This window comes from Trichocoleus sp. DQ-A1, from assembly GCF_039961955.1.
In the GTDB taxonomy this organism is placed as follows: Bacteria; Cyanobacteriota; Cyanobacteriia; order Cyanobacteriales; family FACHB-T130; genus FACHB-T130.
In genome coordinates this window covers 62036-80036 of sequence record NZ_JAMPKE010000027.1, presented here as the reverse complement: position 1 = coordinate 80036, position 18001 = coordinate 62036, and the positions used below count along the sequence as shown (strand labels likewise).

General features: G+C 46.1%; 15 protein-coding genes. 12 read left to right on the top strand and 3 right to left on the bottom strand.

The genetic code is table 11. The features are described from left to right. The first annotated feature begins 365 nt into the window (after positions 1 to 365). The gene (locus tag NDI33_RS21030; protein WP_190534968.1) at positions 366 to 749 is read left to right on the top strand and encodes an NINE protein; all 384 of its coding nucleotides are present in this window, start codon (positions 366 to 368) and stop codon (positions 747 to 749) included. Between the two features lie 11 nt (positions 750 to 760). Then, positions 761 to 1303 carry a helix-hairpin-helix domain-containing protein gene (locus NDI33_RS21025; RefSeq protein WP_190672557.1) on the top strand — a complete coding sequence of 181 codons (543 nt, stop codon included), beginning with the start codon at positions 761 to 763 and terminating at the stop codon, positions 1301 to 1303. Positions 1304 to 1379: 76 nt separating this feature from the next. On the opposite strand, the gene lepB is transcribed toward NDI33_RS21025, so the two are convergent. Next, complete coding sequence (gene lepB / locus NDI33_RS21020) at positions 1380 to 1904, bottom strand: signal peptidase I (RefSeq protein WP_347275843.1); 525 nt, start codon at positions 1902 to 1904, stop codon at positions 1380 to 1382. Between the two features lie 590 nt (positions 1905 to 2494). Here lepB and NDI33_RS21015 point away from each other — a divergent pair. The 9 genes from NDI33_RS21015 to thiL all read left to right on the top strand — a co-directional run bounded on the left by NDI33_RS21015 (position 2495) and on the right by thiL (position 13520). Next, entirely contained in the window at positions 2495 to 3334 is an 840-nt protein-coding gene (locus NDI33_RS21015) for an XDD3 family exosortase-dependent surface protein (RefSeq protein WP_199302279.1), read from the top strand. Between the two features lie 200 nt (positions 3335 to 3534). After that, entirely contained in the window at positions 3535 to 4971 is a 1437-nt protein-coding gene (locus tag NDI33_RS21010; RefSeq protein ID WP_190672536.1) for an S-layer homology domain-containing protein, read from the top strand. A 311-nt stretch (positions 4972 to 5282) separates the two neighbouring features. Then, positions 5283 to 6326, top strand: coding sequence for an SGNH/GDSL hydrolase family protein (locus NDI33_RS21005; RefSeq protein WP_190429126.1), 1044 nt, complete (start codon positions 5283 to 5285; stop codon positions 6324 to 6326). 808 nt (positions 6327 to 7134) lie between these two features. Next, positions 7135 to 8271, top strand: coding sequence for an SGNH/GDSL hydrolase family protein (locus tag NDI33_RS21000; RefSeq protein ID WP_190672533.1), 1137 nt, complete (start codon positions 7135 to 7137; stop codon positions 8269 to 8271). Positions 8272 to 8358: 87 nt separating this feature from the next. Beyond that, complete coding sequence (locus NDI33_RS20995) at positions 8359 to 9432, top strand: M20/M25/M40 family metallo-hydrolase (RefSeq protein WP_190672530.1); 1074 nt, start codon at positions 8359 to 8361, stop codon at positions 9430 to 9432. A 70-nt stretch (positions 9433 to 9502) separates the two neighbouring features. After that, positions 9503 to 9967, top strand: a complete 465-nt coding sequence (locus NDI33_RS20990) for a CBS domain-containing protein (protein ID WP_190410554.1) — start codon at positions 9503 to 9505, stop codon at positions 9965 to 9967. Positions 9968 to 10063: 96 nt separating this feature from the next. Then, the gene (nblB, locus tag NDI33_RS20985) at positions 10064 to 10729 is read left to right on the top strand and encodes a phycobilisome degradation protein NblB (RefSeq protein WP_190429129.1); all 666 of its coding nucleotides are present in this window, start codon (positions 10064 to 10066) and stop codon (positions 10727 to 10729) included. A 711-nt stretch (positions 10730 to 11440) separates the two neighbouring features. Next, positions 11441 to 12253, top strand: a complete 813-nt coding sequence (locus tag NDI33_RS20980) for an exosortase-dependent surface protein XDP2 (RefSeq protein WP_190672527.1) — start codon at positions 11441 to 11443, stop codon at positions 12251 to 12253. Between the two features lie 250 nt (positions 12254 to 12503). After that, positions 12504 to 13520 (top strand): thiamine-phosphate kinase, encoded by a 1017-nt coding sequence (gene thiL / locus NDI33_RS20975; protein WP_190672523.1) that lies wholly within the window; start codon positions 12504 to 12506, stop codon positions 13518 to 13520. On the opposite strand, the gene NDI33_RS20970 is transcribed toward thiL, so the two are convergent. Both NDI33_RS20970 and nadD read right to left on the bottom strand, forming a co-directional pair. After that, a complete protein-coding gene (locus tag NDI33_RS20970) occupies positions 13517 to 14530 on the bottom strand; it encodes a type I glyceraldehyde-3-phosphate dehydrogenase (RefSeq protein WP_190410558.1) in 1014 nt (337 codons plus the stop codon). The two genes, thiL and NDI33_RS20970, sit on opposite strands and share 4 nt — an antisense overlap. 920 nt (positions 14531 to 15450) lie before the next feature. Then, positions 15451 to 16089, bottom strand: a complete 639-nt coding sequence (gene nadD / locus NDI33_RS20965) for a nicotinate (nicotinamide) nucleotide adenylyltransferase (RefSeq protein ID WP_190672520.1) — start codon at positions 16087 to 16089, stop codon at positions 15451 to 15453. A 329-nt stretch (positions 16090 to 16418) separates the two neighbouring features. On the opposite strand from nadD, the gene murC reads away from it, so the two are divergent. Beyond that, positions 16419 to 17960 (top strand): UDP-N-acetylmuramate--L-alanine ligase, encoded by a 1542-nt coding sequence (gene murC / locus NDI33_RS20960; protein ID WP_190672517.1) that lies wholly within the window; start codon positions 16419 to 16421, stop codon positions 17958 to 17960. The last annotated feature ends 41 nt before the right edge of the window (positions 17961 to 18001 follow it).

The window sequence follows — 18001 nt, the reverse complement described above, 5'->3', positions numbered from 1 at the left end:
CAATCTCTACTCGACTTGAGACTAACATGCTCAGGCTCAATTAATTAGTTTTTTTTGATGTAGCTCTATCAGCCCCTATGCCACTACCTATAGCGTACCTGCGTAAGTCCTGAAGCTTTTAGTAAAGCATATCCAGTTTTTGACTAATCATCAGCGCCCAGCATCTGCAAGCCTTCTCAAGGGAGAAAATCAATATTATGGAAGAAGACAATTGCTTCCATCGCAAGTATGGTCTCGATAGGAAAATTCTCTGCTTTCCCTAAGCTTTTTTGCGGAAAATTTGGCAGTAAAATTTGGCAGCAGCTTCAGGAAGCAGGAAATCAGTCTGCAAGCAAGAGCCAAGGGGTCATGGAGTGGTGCGGTTCATGTTAACAAAGGCAAAAAATCGAAAAGTTGCAGCTATCTTGGCGTTGGTGGGGGCAGTGATACCCGTTGCTGGATTCCACAAGTTTTATATGGGACAGCCGGTATGGGGTCTGGCTTATTTGCTCTTGTCGTGGGGGACACCGATTCCTCGGATTGCTAGCGCGATTGAAGGGTTTTGGTATTTAGTGCAAGATGGGGATGAGTTTGACCGGAATTTTAATCTGGGCGTGGAACCGGCTGCCTCCTCCGTCGGCGTCGATCCCGATCGGGTGGGTGCGATCGCAGATGCCTTGCGCCAACTGGACAGCCTGCGGGAAGAGGGACTGATCTCAGAATATGAATTTGAGCAAAAGCGCCGTCAATGGCTCGATCGCATCGCTTGACATTTATGGGAATGTTTGAATGGCTACCACCCGCAGCTCGATTAAATCCAAATTTGCAGTCAATTCGGGGCAGGATTTTGAACGATCCCTACTACCGCCTGCAATCCACTCAAGAAATTGCGATCGCAGCGGAACTTGGTATCAAGATTGATGCAAATCAGGCAAGTGTAGACGATTGGCTGAGATTACCAGGCTTATCAATTCATCAAGCGCGATCGCTCGTTTCCCTTGCTCGATCTGGCGTTCAATTTTTCTGCATAGAGGATATTGCAGCAGCACTAGGAATGCCACCCGCTCGGCTAAAACCTCTAGAGGCAGTGATTAGATTTTGTTACTACGACGACTCTAGTTTGGCAACGCCGCAACTCATCAACCCGAATACAGCGTCTGTCGAAGAACTGATGCAGATTCCATTGATTGACGCGGTTCTCGCCGTCACAGTAGTGCAAAATCGTCTCGTTGCGGGGTCGTACCGCAACCTAGTTAATTTCCAGCAACGCCTATCGCTTCCTGGAAATCTAACTGCCCAATTAATGCATTATTTGCGATTTTGAATAAGTTATCGGGAAAAGTGATGAGTTTTCAGTTTTGGATTGAAAACAGATAAAACTCATCACTCAAAACTTTGACTTAAGTGCGGCTAATCCGGCTAAGAGGCCAGAAGCGGAAGAAGGCGCGACCAATGATATTCTTCTGGGGTAAGAAGCCCCAAACGTGGGAGTCGTTGCTGTTATTACGGTTATCTCCCATGACTAATACCTGGTCTTCAGGCACCAGCGCTGGTCCCCACTGATATTCTGGGGGTTCTGCGATGTAGTCTTCCTGGAGGGGCGAGTCGTCCACGTAGACCTTACCATTTTGAACTTTAACGACGTGACCCGGTGTGCCAATCACTCGTTTAATAAAGGCTTGGTCTTTCGCATAGCCCTGAATTTGCAATTTTTGGGGAGGGTCAAAAACTACGATGTCGCCTGGGTGGGGTGCCCGAAAGCGATAAGAGATTTTTTCCACTACCAAGCGATCGCCCACTTGCAAGGTCGGCAGCATAGAATCAGAGGGGATATAGCGGGGTTCCGCAACAAATGTTCGGATAAAAAGGGCTAAGCATAGGGCAATCAATAGAATTTGCAGGTTTTCTCTTAATTGTTCCCATATTCCCCCTCCCGCTGCATTTTTTTCTTTGTGTCCGCCGGAATCTACCCGTTTGGGTTGCTCTTGTTTTGTCTTCTCAGCAACAACTGCCTCAGTTTGATTGACTCCATCCTGGGAAGAAGCACCTGCCTGAAGCTCAGGCGGAAGTCCCAGTTGGGTCGAGTTTGAGGTAGCAAATTGTGGAGATTCGTTGACGGCGGCTAAATCCTTTTCCTCAGATGCCATAAAAGTTTCAACTAAAAATATCTGGCGTTGTTAGCCACAGAGACAGTTTTGGCTTGTTTCAGCTCTCAGCCAAGATACCACGCGGCCTCTGGTTTAGATCCATTGGATTTCAGCAGGCTGTAATATTTCTCAATTTTTAAAAATTCTTCTTGTTCTTATTTAACTAGATTTGCTGAGTCTAAAAAGCAAGCTTTAGATTTTATAAAAAGATACTGATTTATATATACAGTTTTATAAAACTTTTTCGTTTTTGGGTTTTTGACAAAAACTTAAAGTTCCGAAAAATTATCTAGAGACAATCAATAAAGTTATTGCTACAAATTAAGGGAAGACATAAATTTAGGGCAAACAAAAGGATTTTTCATAATATGAAATTGCGTAATATTGCAACCTTAATGGCTGGTGCTACGGCGACTCTATGCTTTATTTCTATGACTGGACAGCAGGCTAACGCGGGAACAATACACAAAGATTGGAACTATAGCATTGATGCCTTTAATGATGGCTCTGGTGGATCGGGTTATGAAATTAAAGGGATGGCAATCAAGGAAACCAGTGACAGCATTTTTGTCGCTCTGACTGGTGGTACGTCCTTGACAGGAACTTACGCGAGTGGCGCTGCTGACAAAAACATTGGTTGGGGAGATTTATTCTTTAATTTCACTGATAAAACTTTTAAAGCTGCTAGTGATGCAAAGAGTTTGTTTGGAATTCGCTTTGCAGCAACTAATGATTCAATGGTTTCCAGCACTGGCGTCTACCAAAATGTTCAAGCTGCTAGCGTCACTGCAACAAACGACGGATATAGCAGTTTGAAGCAATATTATAATTCTGGATGGGATCGGGAGAATACTCAAGGCACGGATTTGGCTACCAAAACGGATGCTTATGCATACTTCGGGGAAGGTTCCATTCTCAATGTAATTGGTTCAGGGACAAAAGTGGGTGACATTACCATGCTCACTGCCTCTGCATTGAGTACTGCTGGACTTGACTTCGCTAAATTCTCCGCAAGTGGTTCTCAGACGATTGGGTTCCAGTTTAGCAAGTCTCTGTTTGAAGGCGGTAACTACATTGCTAATACTTTTATTGAGTGCGGTAATGATGGGGTTGTCCTGAAAGGAAATCTTAAGGATGTACCAGAACCTTCTGGAATCGCTGGTATCGCTGTAGTAGGTCTGGTATTGGGCAGCAAACTGCGCCGTTGATTTTCGGGTTTATTTCGCGTTCATATGCAAAGAAAAACTTAGTGTATGAGCGCGAAATTATCATCCGTCCAATGTGCAACGCCCCTTGTTTGGGTAAGGTACATCTAGACAAGGTGCTAAAAAATGATATTGAACTGACTGGGAACACGTTTTACTTTCTGCGCTAGCGTAGAAAGTAAAACGTGTTCCCAGTTTGCCCTGTGTTGTCTAAACGTCCTGTTATACTTACCGGATTTATTGGTTGCTTGCTGATTTCCTTAAGTGCTTGCGCCAATAGTACCAACAGTGAAGCACTAGAGCGATCGCTCGCAGCAGACCCTAAACTTAAGGACAATCCGGCTGCGTTTGGGTTGCCATCTCAAAATAACTCTCCGAACGAAACGCTTGTTGCACTCCCCTCTGATTTCCCATCGGAGATTCCCGTCTATCCAGAGGCTCAGCTGCAAGAAGTCACGCCATCAACGTCCGATCCCAATCAAGGACAGACCCTTCGTTGGACGACTACTGACCCCAGCAACTCTGTCCAAAGCTTTTACCAGAAGGAATTTCAATCGAATAACTGGGAAATTGTGAGTCAGCCAACTGAGACTGAGGAGGGTGCTGTTCCTCCAACAGATACCTTAGTAGCTCGCCAGAATAACCTGAAAGTTACCGTTTCCATCCAGTCAGGTTCGGGTAGTAATAGTTTTATCTCAACACCCTCACCGACTCCAGCGGCTGCTGCTAATAGTCCAGCGAGTAGTGCAGCTAGTACCACACAATTTACGATTCAGTATGTCCGCGACGGCAGCGCAGCAGCAGCACCGTCATCGAGTAACTCAGAGGTCGCCAGTCAGCCAACGGCTGAGGCAACAACAGACAAGCCGGGGTCTCCTTCTCAACCCTCTGTATTTACAGATATCAACAAAGCACCCCAAGAATTACGTCAGTACGTAGAAAACCTGGCAGTGTTGGGGGTACTTTCGCTCAACTCTGGTGGTTCCAAGAGTAATTCAGCCGCAGGCGAACAGTTTGAGCCAAATAAAACCATCACCCGCCGCCAGTATGCGCGTTGGTTGGTAGCTGCGAATAATCAGATTTATAGCAATAGTCCGGGCAAGCAAATCCGTTTAGCATCAACAGATGTCCAACCGGCTTTCCAGGATATTCCCCGCAGCGACCCTGATTTTCCTGCAATTCAAGGTTTAGCGGAGGCAGGTTTAATTCCCAGTCGGTTGACGGGTGATGCTACCGCTGTGTTGTTTCGCCCCGATGCACCGCTTACCCGCGAAAACTTGATTCTCTGGAAAGTGCCCCTAGATACCCGCCAGACCTTGCCCACGGCTTCGGTTGACGCGGTGAAGCAAACGTGGGGATTTCAGGATGCAGGTAAAACTGAGCCGAAGGCGTTGCGGGCAGTATTGGCAGATTTTCAAAATGGGGAATTGGCAAATATCCGGCGGGTTTTTGGGTATACAACGCTGTTCCAGCCGAAAAAACCCGTGACGAGGGCTGAGGCGGCGGCAGCTGTCTGGTACTTTGGCGCTGAAGGTGAAGGGGTATCTGCTCAAGATGCTTTGCAGAGCCAGCGTCAACAGAGCCAGCCATCACCGACATCTACGCCGGAGCCTACACCGTCAAGTTCTGCTAATCAATAGCTTGACAATCAAAAACAGTCAATGAAGCGATCGCAATTAGGCAAAGCCCTTGCTGGAGGTAAGCGATCGCTTCGCGCATTTTTTGGAATACAACAGCTCCCCTTGAAAAGCGTAAGTGGAGGCAGCTTCAGTATCTATATAAAAAACTCTTAAAAAAATAAATTATAATACTACCGCCTTGAGTTTTTACTGAATTTATCCTTAAATTCACAGAAACTTCACACTATTTTGGGAGAAGTTTGTAAGAACTTTATACAAAAGTTTATACAGTTGAGAAAAATGTAGCAGAAACTACGGAGAAAGAGATCACTATGAAAAAACAAATTCTAGCCACAGGATTTGTTCTTTTTTCTTTCCTATTGCCACTTAAGGCAGTAGCGGCATCCTTTGATAGAATTTACGTCTTTGGTGACAGCCTCTCCGATACTGGAAATGTTTTCAATCTAACGGGAGGATCTTCTCCCAAAGCTCCACCCTACTATCAGGGACGCTTTTCTAATGGCCCGATTTGGGTAGATGCTCTGGCAAATAAGTTGGGATTAGCTCCGGCTCTGGTCACTGCGGGAGGAGCTAACTCTAGTGACAGTATTAACTTCGCTTTCGGTGGTGCTACCTCAGGAACCAATAACGTCGCTGGTCCGTTACCGGGATTGCAAACGGAGATCGATTGGTTTAAGAGTGATTTGGCGAAAACCAAGCAGTCTGCTGACTCAGAAGCTCTATATATAGTATGGGCTGGTGGTAATGATTACCTCGGTGGTGGCGTTACAGATCCAACTGAGCCTGTCAAGAATATATCGGCAGCGGTAACATCGCTTTTCAACCTCGGCGCTCGAAATTTCCTCGTAGCTAATTTACCAGATTTGGGAAAGGCTCCTGTCGGTCTTAGTGGCGGTATTGCCATGTCCAACGGTCTCAACCAGTTGACCGAATTCCATAACTCGGGCTTGAGCTATAGTCTTGGTGAATTGAGCAAGTCATTAGACGGAATCAAGCTCAAATCTCTCGATATCAATTCTTTATTTAACAATGTCATCACAAATAAAGAGACATTTGGTTTCACAAATGTGACTGACTCTTGCCTAACCAACTACGAGGGTCCCCAAGATTCCACCTACGATATATGCGATAACCCAGACAGTTATTTGTTCTGGGACAACATCCATCCCACAGCCGCTGGTCATAAGCTAGTGGCAGACTTAGCATTTGCAGCGCTGACACCCGCATCCGAACCTCAAAAAAGCGTTCCGGAACCGGCTTCTGCATTGGGTGTATTAGCAGTCGGTGCTTTAGGAGCAGGTTCGCTGAAGCGGCGCAAACCGAAAAAAGCCAGCTCAATAAAGACTGAAGTATAAAGGATGAGGACTCAAGGATGAAGGCGTTCCTGTTAAAGCCAAATTCACCGTTCATCCTTGATGTTTTACACTTGATACTTTTTAGATTTTAGGGACTTCTGGCCTCAAATGATAGATTTTCTAAGTTGAATAAGTCTATCAATAATTTACACAATTAGTATTGGTTTTAAGCGAGTGCTGATAGGTCTTTAACTCACGGCAAGTGTTAGATACTTGAATAGGAAAATTATTTAGTGAAGATAATTGGCAGAAGAAGGAAATCATACAATGTTTCTCATCTCCAAGCAGATAGAGCGGTTGAGGTATCGATGATTTGAATTAATTTAACGAGTTTTAAAGGGACGAGGAATCATTCTAATAATTCTAATAATTGATAAAACAAGTGACCGCAAAAAAAAGGACGAGATGGATGATATATAGCCAGTCTTGCAGTGGAAAATTAGGCAATATTGAAAAGAGATTGTGGCAGTCACATCTGATGGAGTAATTGACATAATTCTCCTACCGTTGGCATTTGAAGCCTATAAAAATTGCAGAATTTCTCCAAGCTGGATATAGCTGGAGATAGATAGTTGAACTAACTGAAAATTGCCACTCATATAATTTAATTAAAAAATTACAAGTTTTGGGCGTTCCCACACCTCTACAAATGTAAAAATTCCTATTGTCTGCTACCTAGAAAGACAGAAGGATGATAGTAGAGAAATGTATCTTTAGAGGGAAAAGTTTTTAGCTGTCAAATAGCAATTTAGTAAAAGACTAACTGACAAATAAACTTATTCGCTAGCCTGACTACAGAAAAAACACAATGTCCTTCCAAAGAGTGTTTTCTAGCCTGAGGGCAGTATTTCTTGTGAGTGCGTTACCCCTCAGCGCGATCGCTGGGTTGCCAACAGCAGTAAAAGCAGCAAGCTTATCGCCTCAGAATTTTAATGCAATTTATGTTTTTGGGGATAGCCTTTCCGATGATGGAAATCTGTTTGATGCTACGAAAGGATATATTCCGCCAAGCCCGGTTTACTCTGATGGACGTTTTTCCAACGGTCCAGTTTGGGTAGACTATCTCGCCCAATATTTAGGATTAACTTCCAATTCAAATATTAATCTGGCTTACGGTGGTGCAACTACGGGAAACAGTAACGTCTTGAACGATATCGTTCCTAGCGTAGTGCTGAATTTACCAGGCTTGCAGCAGCAGATTAATAACTTCAAAAAAGCCAATTTACCGGCTAATCCGGATGCATTATACATCGTATGGGCAGGTGGCAATGACTACATCGGTGGTGGCGTAACCAATGCTGCTATACCAGTCGGAAATTTATCGACGGCAGTAACGTCGCTTGCTACATTCGGCGCTAAAAATATCATGGTGGTCAACTTGCCAGATTTGGGGAAACTTCCGGACACCCGGACAAGCTCGAATTCAGCCAACCTCAGCGTCTTGACGGCGACTCATAACTCCGGCTTAGCTGCAAGCCTCAATGGTTTGAGCCAGAGTTTGAGCCAGAACCTAGGTGACAGCATCAATATTATCCCCCTTGATGTTAATTCTCTATTCGATCGGGTCATCGCTAATCCAAAGGAATTTGGTTTGGGAAATGTTACTGAGGCTTGTTTAGACAAATTAATTGCCTGTGCTGTTAATGCAGACAAGTTTTTGTTCTGGGATAACATCCATCCGACGACGACTGCTCATAAGATATTAGGAAAATATGCCTTTTCAGTGCTAGGGCAACAGACTCAGGCATCTGCGATCGCGAGTAATAATCAGCTATTGAGACAATCCGCCTCTGCAACGTTGACGCCTGCGCTGGTGTCCGACTCCCAGGAAAGCGTTCCAGAACCGGCTTCTACGTTCGGTATATTAGCGTTTGGTGCTTTAGGCACGGCTTTGGTGCTGAAAGGCCAACAGACGAAAGCCAGCTCAATCAAGACTGAAGTATAAAGGATGAAGACTCAAGGATGAATAGGTTCGTATTCAGGCTAAATTTCACCGTTCATCCTTGATATTTCACACTTCATACTTTTAGGCATGGCTTTGTTGGATTACGACAATCTATTTAACACCATTGAAGAGTTAGTGTTGCACCATTCTCCCAGCGGTGCGGAAGAAGAAATTGACCAATTGTTGATGAGTCGATTTAAAGCGCTAGGGGTCGAAGTTTGGCAGGATAATGCCGGGAATATCATTGCGAAAATTGCCGGACAAAAGCAAGACAGAGGCATCGCTATCACCGCCCATAAAGATGAAATTGGCGGAATTGTCAAACAAGTCGGCGACGAGGGGCAAGTGGAAGTCCGCAGGCTGGGAGGCGCGTTTCCGTGGGTTTATGGCGAGGGCGCTGTAGATTTACTGGGAGACGAGCAAACGATTACCGGGATTCTTTCTTTTGGATCGCGCCACATTTCCCACGAATCCCCCCAAAAATCCCAGCAGGAAGACAAACCAGTGCGCTGGGAAGACGCTTGGGTGGAAACCAAATGCACCTCCGAAGAATTAGAAATAGCGGGAATTCGACCGGGAACCCGAATGGTAGTCGGGAAGCATCGTAAGCGTCCGGTGCGGTTGAAGGATTGGATTGCCAGTTACACGCTGGATAATAAGGCGTCTGTCGCAATTTTGTTAGCGCTGGCTGAAACCGTAAAACAGCCCCCAGTTGATATTTATCTGGTGGCGTCTGCGAAAGAGGAAGTCGGGGCAATTGGCGCAATGTACTTTACTCAGAAGCAGCGTGTAGATGCTTTGATTGCGCTGGAAATCTGTCCTTTGGCTCCGGAATACCCGATCGCTGATGGGAATGCGCCGGTGTTGCTTTCCCAAGATGGCTATGGAATATACGATGAAGCCTTAAATCGTCAGTTGCGGCAAGTTGCGAAGAATCTGAAGATCCCCGTGCAATTGGCGACGTTGAGCGGTTTTGGCAGCGATGGCTCAATTGCGATGAAGTTCGGTCATGTCGCCCGTGCTGCGTGTCTGGCGTTTCCGACGCAAAACACGCACGGCTATGAGATTGCCCATTTAGGTGCGATCGCAAACTGTACGCATATCCTCCGCGCCTACTGCGAAACCGACTTTAGCGATTCGTCAACAGCAACTGATAACTGACAAAGGACAATTGATCCCTGCAATTCCTTACAATTAAGCCAGTTATCCTGTGACAGCAGTTAAGCCTTGTATGCCCAAAACTGTAGCCGATGTTATGAGCCGCGACCCTATCGTGGTACGGCCTGAAACGCCTCTCAAAGAGGCCATCCAAATCTTGGCAGAACGACACATCAGCGGTCTGCCAGTAGTCGAACAAACTGGCAAATTGGTGGGCGTTATCTCGGAAACTGACTTGATGTGGCAAGAAAAAGGGGTGACTCCCCCGGCTTACATCATGTTTCTAGACAGCGTGATCTACCTGCAAAATCCAGCTACCTTTGAACGAGACCTGCACAAGTCTCTGGGGCAAACGGTTGGGGAAGTAATGACCCACGATGCCATTACCATTACAGCCGAGAAACCTTTACGGGAAGCAGCGGCGCTGATGCACGAGCGAAATGTTCGCCGCTTGCCGGTGATTGATAAAAATGCTCAGGTGATTGGTATCCTCACCCGTGGGGATATTGTGCGGGCAATGGCATCTGAGGTGGATTAATCTTGGTCATTAGTCAATGGGAGTTTGCTGCAAAGGACTCATGACTAATGACTCATAACGAGTGACAACTGAAAACTAATCAATAATCAAATAATAATGAGCATTACCCCTGAGTCTGTTAAAGAATTACTGGGTTCAGAAAATTTTGGCGATCGCATTCGCGGCATTAACCAGCTGCGCCAGCTGGAAAGGGCGATCGCGTTTGAGCTGGTGCAACCCGCTGTGACAGACAGCAACACCCGCGTTAGATATGCCGCTGTCAGCCAGATGGATACTCTGGGACAGGAAGATTTGCAAACATCTTTGAGTGTTTTGCGCGATCGCCTATTCAATGACTCGGAAGCAGATGTCCAAGCTGCCGCTGCTGATGCTTTGGGAGCGCTACAGTTAAAAGAAGCTTTTGAGGACTTGCAGCAAGTTTACAACCAAACCCCAGAGTGGCTCGTTAAGTTCAGCATTGTTGCTGCTTTGGGAGAAATGGGCGACAGCAGAGGGTTTGAACTACTAGAAGAAGCCCTCACCTCTGGGAACGAATTAGTCCAAACTGCTGCTATCTCTTCACTGGGAGAACTGGGAGATCCGCGTGCAGTTCCCCTCATTGTTCCCTACTCCACCCATTCGGATTGGCAGATTCGCTACCGGGTCGTACAAGCACTCAAGCGTCTAGGTGGAGCAGAAGCACGCTCAACATTAGAAGCTCTAGCGAATGATGAAGTCGAGCAAGTAGCCCAGGAAGCACAAAATTGTTTAAAATCCGCTTGAATAACTGGTTAAAGTATCTCTAAAATTACCATAGTCTGATACAATCCGTTTTTTTTGGCTGGAAATTAAACGGGCGAAGCATTCCTTTCTTTAACTAGGGGTTTATCCCCAACGTGGAAAGGGCTTTGCCCGTTTTCACATTTATTTTTTAAGTATTTTCTCGTAATAACTATTAGCTTTAGCAAGTTTAAAAGTTAATTTTTCAGTATTTTCCGCACTTCAATTTTTAACGTCTCAGTGTTTCTTCGTATATTTAATTTATTTTTAAATGGTATGAAATTAGTAAACCGTATTTTCCCGGAAATCCCAAAAATTGTTTTTATTTAATCGTTAAAAATCCGGATACATATATATTCCCACTTCTAAAGCCTTACTTCACACCAACTTTACAAGTTTTTGGAGAAACTACGGCTGATGTTAAAGAGTCAGTAAAGATACGTCCGAATGATTGCTATCCCCTCGAATGATTCCCTATATTAGGAAGAACAAAGCCAAGCATATTTACGCGGTCTTCTGAGTTTGCTACTAAAAGTTAGAGTCATCTCTTAGGTAATTGGTCTTCGTTCATCAGGTGCTTAAGTAGTTTTCAACGCACTCATCCGTATCACTCAAGCAAACTACTAGGTTCAACAAAAAAATAGCAACACGGCTCAATCCCTAAATATGCGGACATTAAAAATCTTGAACTTCGGATCAATTAAGGTGAACCAGATGAAACTTCAACAGACTTCAGCCTTCATGAGCTTAATGGCTGGCAGCCTTCTAGCTTTTTCCGCGACTTCAGCTCAAGCTTTCGCTCCATTTGATTTTGGCACCACCTTTTCTCCAAATCCTGCTGACCCCAAAAAGGATATCAAGCTAGAAGCAGTTACTTTTGGTTCCAAGACGCTCAAAGACTTCTCGCTAGTTACAGGTGCCAAAATCATCCAAAATGACCTGGTAAAAACTGGCCCCGGCAGTTCCGACCACGGAGATGGTACAGTCAGCGACCCTTATCTCCCAGAGGGTCCTAAAAAGGAAAACCCCACAGCTGCTGATATCGTTGCTAGCTTAGGCAACTTGAACCTCAACAGCATCATTGACACTGAAGACGACTATGGAACATCTATAATCGAAGTTTTCTTCGGGAAGGCAACAGACACATTCTTCTTCTGGGAACGAGGTAACGCTCTTACTGCGAACGATCCAGGCCCTGGAAACAGCGATTTATTCGTTGAGTCCCTGGATAAATTTGGCAACGTGCTAGACAAGTTCAAGATTACCAGAGACATGTGGAAGGATGCTGGGTACAGCATCAACACCAAAGAAATCAACGAAAATCAGAAGGTTGGTTCTTTAGGTCTGAAAGGGACACAGAAGGCTGTAGGTCTCCGGTTGACAAGCCACAAGGGCTTTAACGGGCCTGACTATAAGGTATTCGCTCAAAACGTGAGCGTGCCTGAACCAGCAAGCCTTGCAGGTTTAGGAATGGTAGCAGGTGCTTTAGTGGTTTCTCGCCGCCGCCGTCAAGCTGCTAAGTCCTAATTCTCCATTGTTTTAAACAATGCATATATTAATCGGGATTAGATGCTGAACAAGGCTTCTAGTCCCGATTTTTTGCCAATTTAGAAAAGATTGCGGGTGAGGTAGACTGCCAAACGCCAGATAATGTCATCTTGAGACTGAGCTTGGACAATTGCTGGTAGCTACGACAGATATGTTGCTGGATAAGTCGATTTTAGCGATCGCGTTTCTTCTAGCCGCTAAACTATCAGACACTGAATAGTTTAGATGCATGAAAATTCGAGATATTGGAGAACAAGGTTTATTAGAACGATTGCAGCGCTTTTGTCCGCCGGAAGTTGTGGGGGATGATGCGGCGGTGATGACCATCCAGCCCGGTCAAGAATTGGTAGTGACAACCGATTTACTGGTAGATGGAACTCATTTTAGCGATCGCACCACTTCCCCAGAAGACGCTGGCTGGCGTGCTGCTGCTGCCAATTTATCCGATCTAGCCGCAATGGGGGCACTGCCTCTGGGCATTACTGTAGGTTTGAGTGTCACGGGTGATACACCTGTCACCTGGGTTGAGCGACTCTATCAGGGACTCGCCGAATGCCTGCAACAATACAATACAGCGATCGTCGGCGGCGATATTTGCCGCTCATCGGTGATTACCGTCGCGATTACCGCCTTTGGTCAAGCTTCCCCAACTCAGATCCTTCGGCGCTCAAATGCTCAGGTAGGGGATGCCATTGTCGTCACTGGCGTTCACGGAACCTCACGAGCTGGTCTAGAATTACTGCTTCACCCAGAGTTTGGTCAACGCCTCAGTGAAACTGACAAGGCATCTTTAATCGAAGCTCACCAGCGTCCCAAACCTAGGCTAGATGTGTTGCCGCTTTTGTGGGAAATTTTAGATTTTCCATCCCACATCCAAAATCTAAAATCTCAAATTTCAGTGGCTGGCATGGACAGCAGCGACGGTTTAGCAGACGCCATTGTGCAAATCTGCCGGTGCAGCCAAGTGGGTGCCTATATCGAGCGCAGCGCAATTCCCCTTTCTCAGGCCCTTACTCAGCTCGTGCCTGCCGAGCAAGCTCTGAATTGGGCCTTATACGGTGGTGAAGATTTTGAACTGGTGCTGTGCTTACCGTTAGAAAAAGCCCAGGCGTTAATCAAACGACTGGGCAAAGGAGCCGCTGTGGTCGGGAAAATTACTACCGGCTCAAACGTCTTGTTAGGAGACTCTACCGGCGTCTATCCCGACCAACAACTCACCCTAAGCCAAAGCTTTCAGCATTTTTAAGCTTTCCACTTCTGACCCACCAGTTCAGCCAAGTCTACAACCCGCTGAGAGTAACCCCACTCGTTGTCGTACCAAGAGACAACTTTAACCAGGTCTCCGCCCATAACCATCGTTAGACTGGCGTCCACAATGGAAGAAGCATCGGTACCCCGATAATCGCTGGAGACTAGCTCCAGTTCGTTATATTCCAGAACGCCTTGCATAGGGCCTTCAGCAGCAGCTTTCAGCGCTTGGTTCACTTCATCCGCGAAGGTTTGCTTCTCGACTTGAATCACCAAATCCACTACGGAAACATTTGGAGTAGGCACCCGCAAAGCAATTCCATTCAGCTTGCCCTTCAGCTCTGGCAACACCAAAGCTACTGCTTTGGCAGCACCCGTTGAAGTGGGAACAATGTTGAGCGCTGCTGCCCGTGCCCGCCGCAAATCCCGGTGAGAAGCATCCAGTAAGCGCTGGTCGCCGGTATAGCTGTGGGTGGTGGTCATCGTGCCTTTAATAATGCCGAAGTTTTCGTGCAGCACTTTGGCAACAGGCGCTAGGCAGTTGGTGGTGCAGCTGGCATTGCTGATCACAACGTGCTTGTCGTGGTCATAGTCTTTATCGTTGACGCCTACCACAAAGGTGCCGTCATCGTTTTTACCGGGAGCGGTAATCAGAACTTTCTTCGCTCCAGCCTTGATATGCTTGGATGCCCCTTCCTTGCTGGTAAAGACGCCAGTTGATTCGATAATCAGGTCAATGTCCCAATCTTTCCAGGGCAAGTTTTCTGGGTTGCGATCCGATGTGCATTTGACCGTTTTGCCGTTAACAGTGATGGAGTTGTCATCGTAACTGATATCAGCGTTAAACTTCCCAAGCATGGAATCATATTTCAGCAAGTGGGAGTTGGTTCTTGGGTCAGAAGTGTCATTGATCGCGACGACTTCTATATGGCTATTTTCCCGACCCAGCCAGCATCGCATAAAGTTACGTCCGATGCGTCCAAAACCGTTGATCGCTACTCTAATCACAGCGTCTTGCCCTCTGTCTTGTGACCTACAGAATTTCCTGTTAATGACCCCAATCATATCGCAAAGGCTGAACAATTCTACCTAGTGGTTTGCAGCGATTCTCCTAAATCGAATCCGTTGTGGATCGAAACGAATCTTTGCTTGACTGGAAAAAGGACAAAATCTAGAGAAACCGCGCGATCGCTGACGTGCTCGTTTCCAGCGTGGCACAACTTCTACCGCTAGAGGCTATGGGAAGGGGCGCGAGTCGAAGCGGAAGTGAACCTATTTTGAGGCTTTTGCGAGCTGAATTTTGGCCTAGATAATTATTTTATTGGTTTTTTCTCCGATTTAGGCGATTTAATTGCTAATTAAATCTATTTTCTTATTATTAATCCCTGTAAAAACTTGTAGCTATTGTTTGGTACGAATAGTGCCTAAAAGCATAAAGTGAAGAATTTCAATTTTTTGACGGTAGTAGCATTAGGTACTCTGAGAACTACAGAAATCGCAAGTTTTAGGGTACTCGTTCTCATTCCAGCGCCTAGTCTAACTGGTTGTTCCATATCTACCCCGAAACTGGTTGCTTAAGTTAAAAGCACTGATTGAGTTGTTTAACCTCGCTTGCGAGTTATGGAGGCTAGGTTAAGTACAAAGAAGCGCTACCAGCTTTTGACCAAGTGCTGAAACTTAAGCCGAGACGACTTCATCGCCTGGTATTTACGAGGCTACAAGCTTAGTAAAGGACAGTATCAAGAAGCGATCGCCCACTCGCTAACTATGATGAAGCCATTCAACCCCAGCCAAATTACCTATTAGCGTTGTTTGAGAAAGGGAATGGTCTGCCTGAATCGGGACGTTCTGAAGCATTCAAGAATCATTAAAATAATGATTCAAAATTAAAACGGCTCATAATTTTGAATCATTATTTTAATTCCAAATTAATTTAAAATCTCGCCTCCGTAGAGGTTGTGGATGGAAATATATACTCTGACAGCTTCTGGGACTAAATAACGAATCGAGTGTTTTTGGCGACAATAGTGGCGAATCAAACTTGATGAAATGCCCACTTTCGGCATTTTCAACAACTGCCAGCGAATCGTCAACTCTTGGGCGACAAGCTGTTGAACAATCTGCTGGCAGAGCAAATTTTCTCGGTTATCATCCACCGGGAGCGGCAGTTCTTCTGGACGAGGTGCTACCAACCATTCACAAGCGGGTACAAGTTCCTGCCGTCGATGCCAACGGGGTAAGGTTTTGAAGGCGTCCGTACCAATAATCCAGTGCCAGCGGCTATTCGGGTAGAGAATCTGGAGGTCTAAAAGGGTATTAATGGCATAATCTGGACGGGTGCAATTTGTCTCTAGAGGCGAGAAAACAAAGTTTGGATGGTCTGCGATCGCTTGTTGCACCATTTGAGCGCGATGCTCAAATTCCACCGCCACTTTGTAGGCAGGACAGCGACTCGGTACCCAAATGACCTGGTTTAGAGCCGCTTGAGATAAAGCAGTTTCCGCCATCAACAGGTGTCCACAGTGAATGGGATCAAAGGTTCCACCCAAAATTCCCAAGTTTTGCATACAAGATCCGTTGTGGCTTGTTTCCTATTCTCTAGGTTAAGCAGTAAAAATGCGGATGATCTGCTACTGTCTTGGTGTTAGTCTTTGCAGGAAGTTTCCGGACTGAAATGCATTTTGACGTGTAAAGATAAAAACCATCCCATGATAGAAGCCGCTCTATTTAGGAATGACCTAAAGTGCAGTTATAGCGACCGAAAGCGGATTCTGCGATGGCGCTCTGGGATTGTGCTGTAAATCTTGGCAAGGTTGTATCAAGAAAAATCAATTCTTGATATGATAGCGCGTGTTATCCGTGCAGCCTGGTGTGGTGTGGTGTGTAAGGAGCTAAGATGCCGAATACTGTTGATTTTACCGGGAGGCCGTTTCATTTCATCGGCATTGGTGGAATTGGAATGTCAGCTCTCGCCTACGTTCTAGCCAAGCGTAAGCTGCCTGTATCTGGATCGGATATTCATTCCAGCCATATTACTAAACGTTTGCAGGCCGTTGGCACTCATGTTTTTGGAAGTCAAGACGCCGCAAACTTGGAATTTTTTCAACCAACCGAGGACTCAGCCTACGAAGCATTACCAACGGCAGTCATTGGTATAAGCGATCGCCTGGAACCCTCCAGGGAACCTGTAGAAACTGGAGCAACTCGGTCGAGTAATCGAGGGTCATCTACGAACCTAAGGGCAATGGCTCTGCCCCAAGTGATTTGTTCAACTGCAATCAATCCGGCAAACTCTGAATATCGGGCAGCTATTGAATTAGGCTGTCCGATTTTTCATCGTTCTGATTTATTAGCAGCTTTGATTCAGGATTACCAAAGTATTGCTGTCGCTGGTACTCATGGGAAAACTACAACTAGCAGTTTGATTGGGTATTTACTGCTACAAGCAGGATTAGACCCAACAATCGTGGTAGGCGGTGAAGTGAATGCCTGGGGAGGCAACGCACGGTTAGGAGACGGTCCCTATCTAGTCGCGGAAGCGGATGAATCAGATGGGTCGTTATCGAGACTCTCAGCCGCAATTGGTGTGATTACAAATATTGAACTGGATCATCCAGATCACTATGAATCGCTCGAAGAGGTGATTAGCACCTTCCAGATATTCGCTAAACGCTGTAAAACCTTGGTGGGGTGCATTGATTGTGCTGTAGTTAGAGATTCTCTGCAACCCGCAATCAGCTATAGCTTGCAGCGAGATTCTGGGGCTGATTATACGGTCGATCGGGTGGATTATCGGGCGGATGGCACAGAGGCACAAGTTTGGGAACGGGGAGAAATTCTGGGGAAGCTCTCCTTAAAGTTGCTAGGCAAGCACAATCTCAGCAATGCCCTAGCAGCCGTGGCTGTGGGTCGTCAGCTGGGGATGGATTTTGAGGTAATTGCAGAGGCGATCGCGACCTTCGAGGGTGCCCGCCGCCGATTTGAGCTGCGGGGCGAGCGTAATGGCATCTACTTTGTGGATGATTATGCCCACCATCCCAGCGAACTTCTGGCAACCCTGTCAGCAGCTCGCTTGCAAGTGTTGCCGCCGCGAAGGCTTGTCGCTATTTTCCAACCACACCGCTACAGCCGGACGCTCGCTTTTTTACCGGAATTTGCTCAATCTTTTAAAGATGCCGATATTGTGATTCTCAGCGATATTTATAGCGCCGGAGAACCTAATTTGGGGCAAATTAGCGGTGAACAAGTCGCGGAATTAGTGGCGGGTCATCATCCGAACGTGCATTACCAACCGTCTCTCCCGTCCATCTGTAAGTTACTTACAGATACCCTTCGACCGGGCGATTTGGCTCTGTTTTTGGGGGCGGGGAATCTAAATCAGATTATTCCTGAGGTCATGGCGTTCTATCAAAAAACTGACGAAGCCAGTCTCAAGTAATCGGTGATGACTGAATCCGTTAGCTGCATTGAAGTCGTACT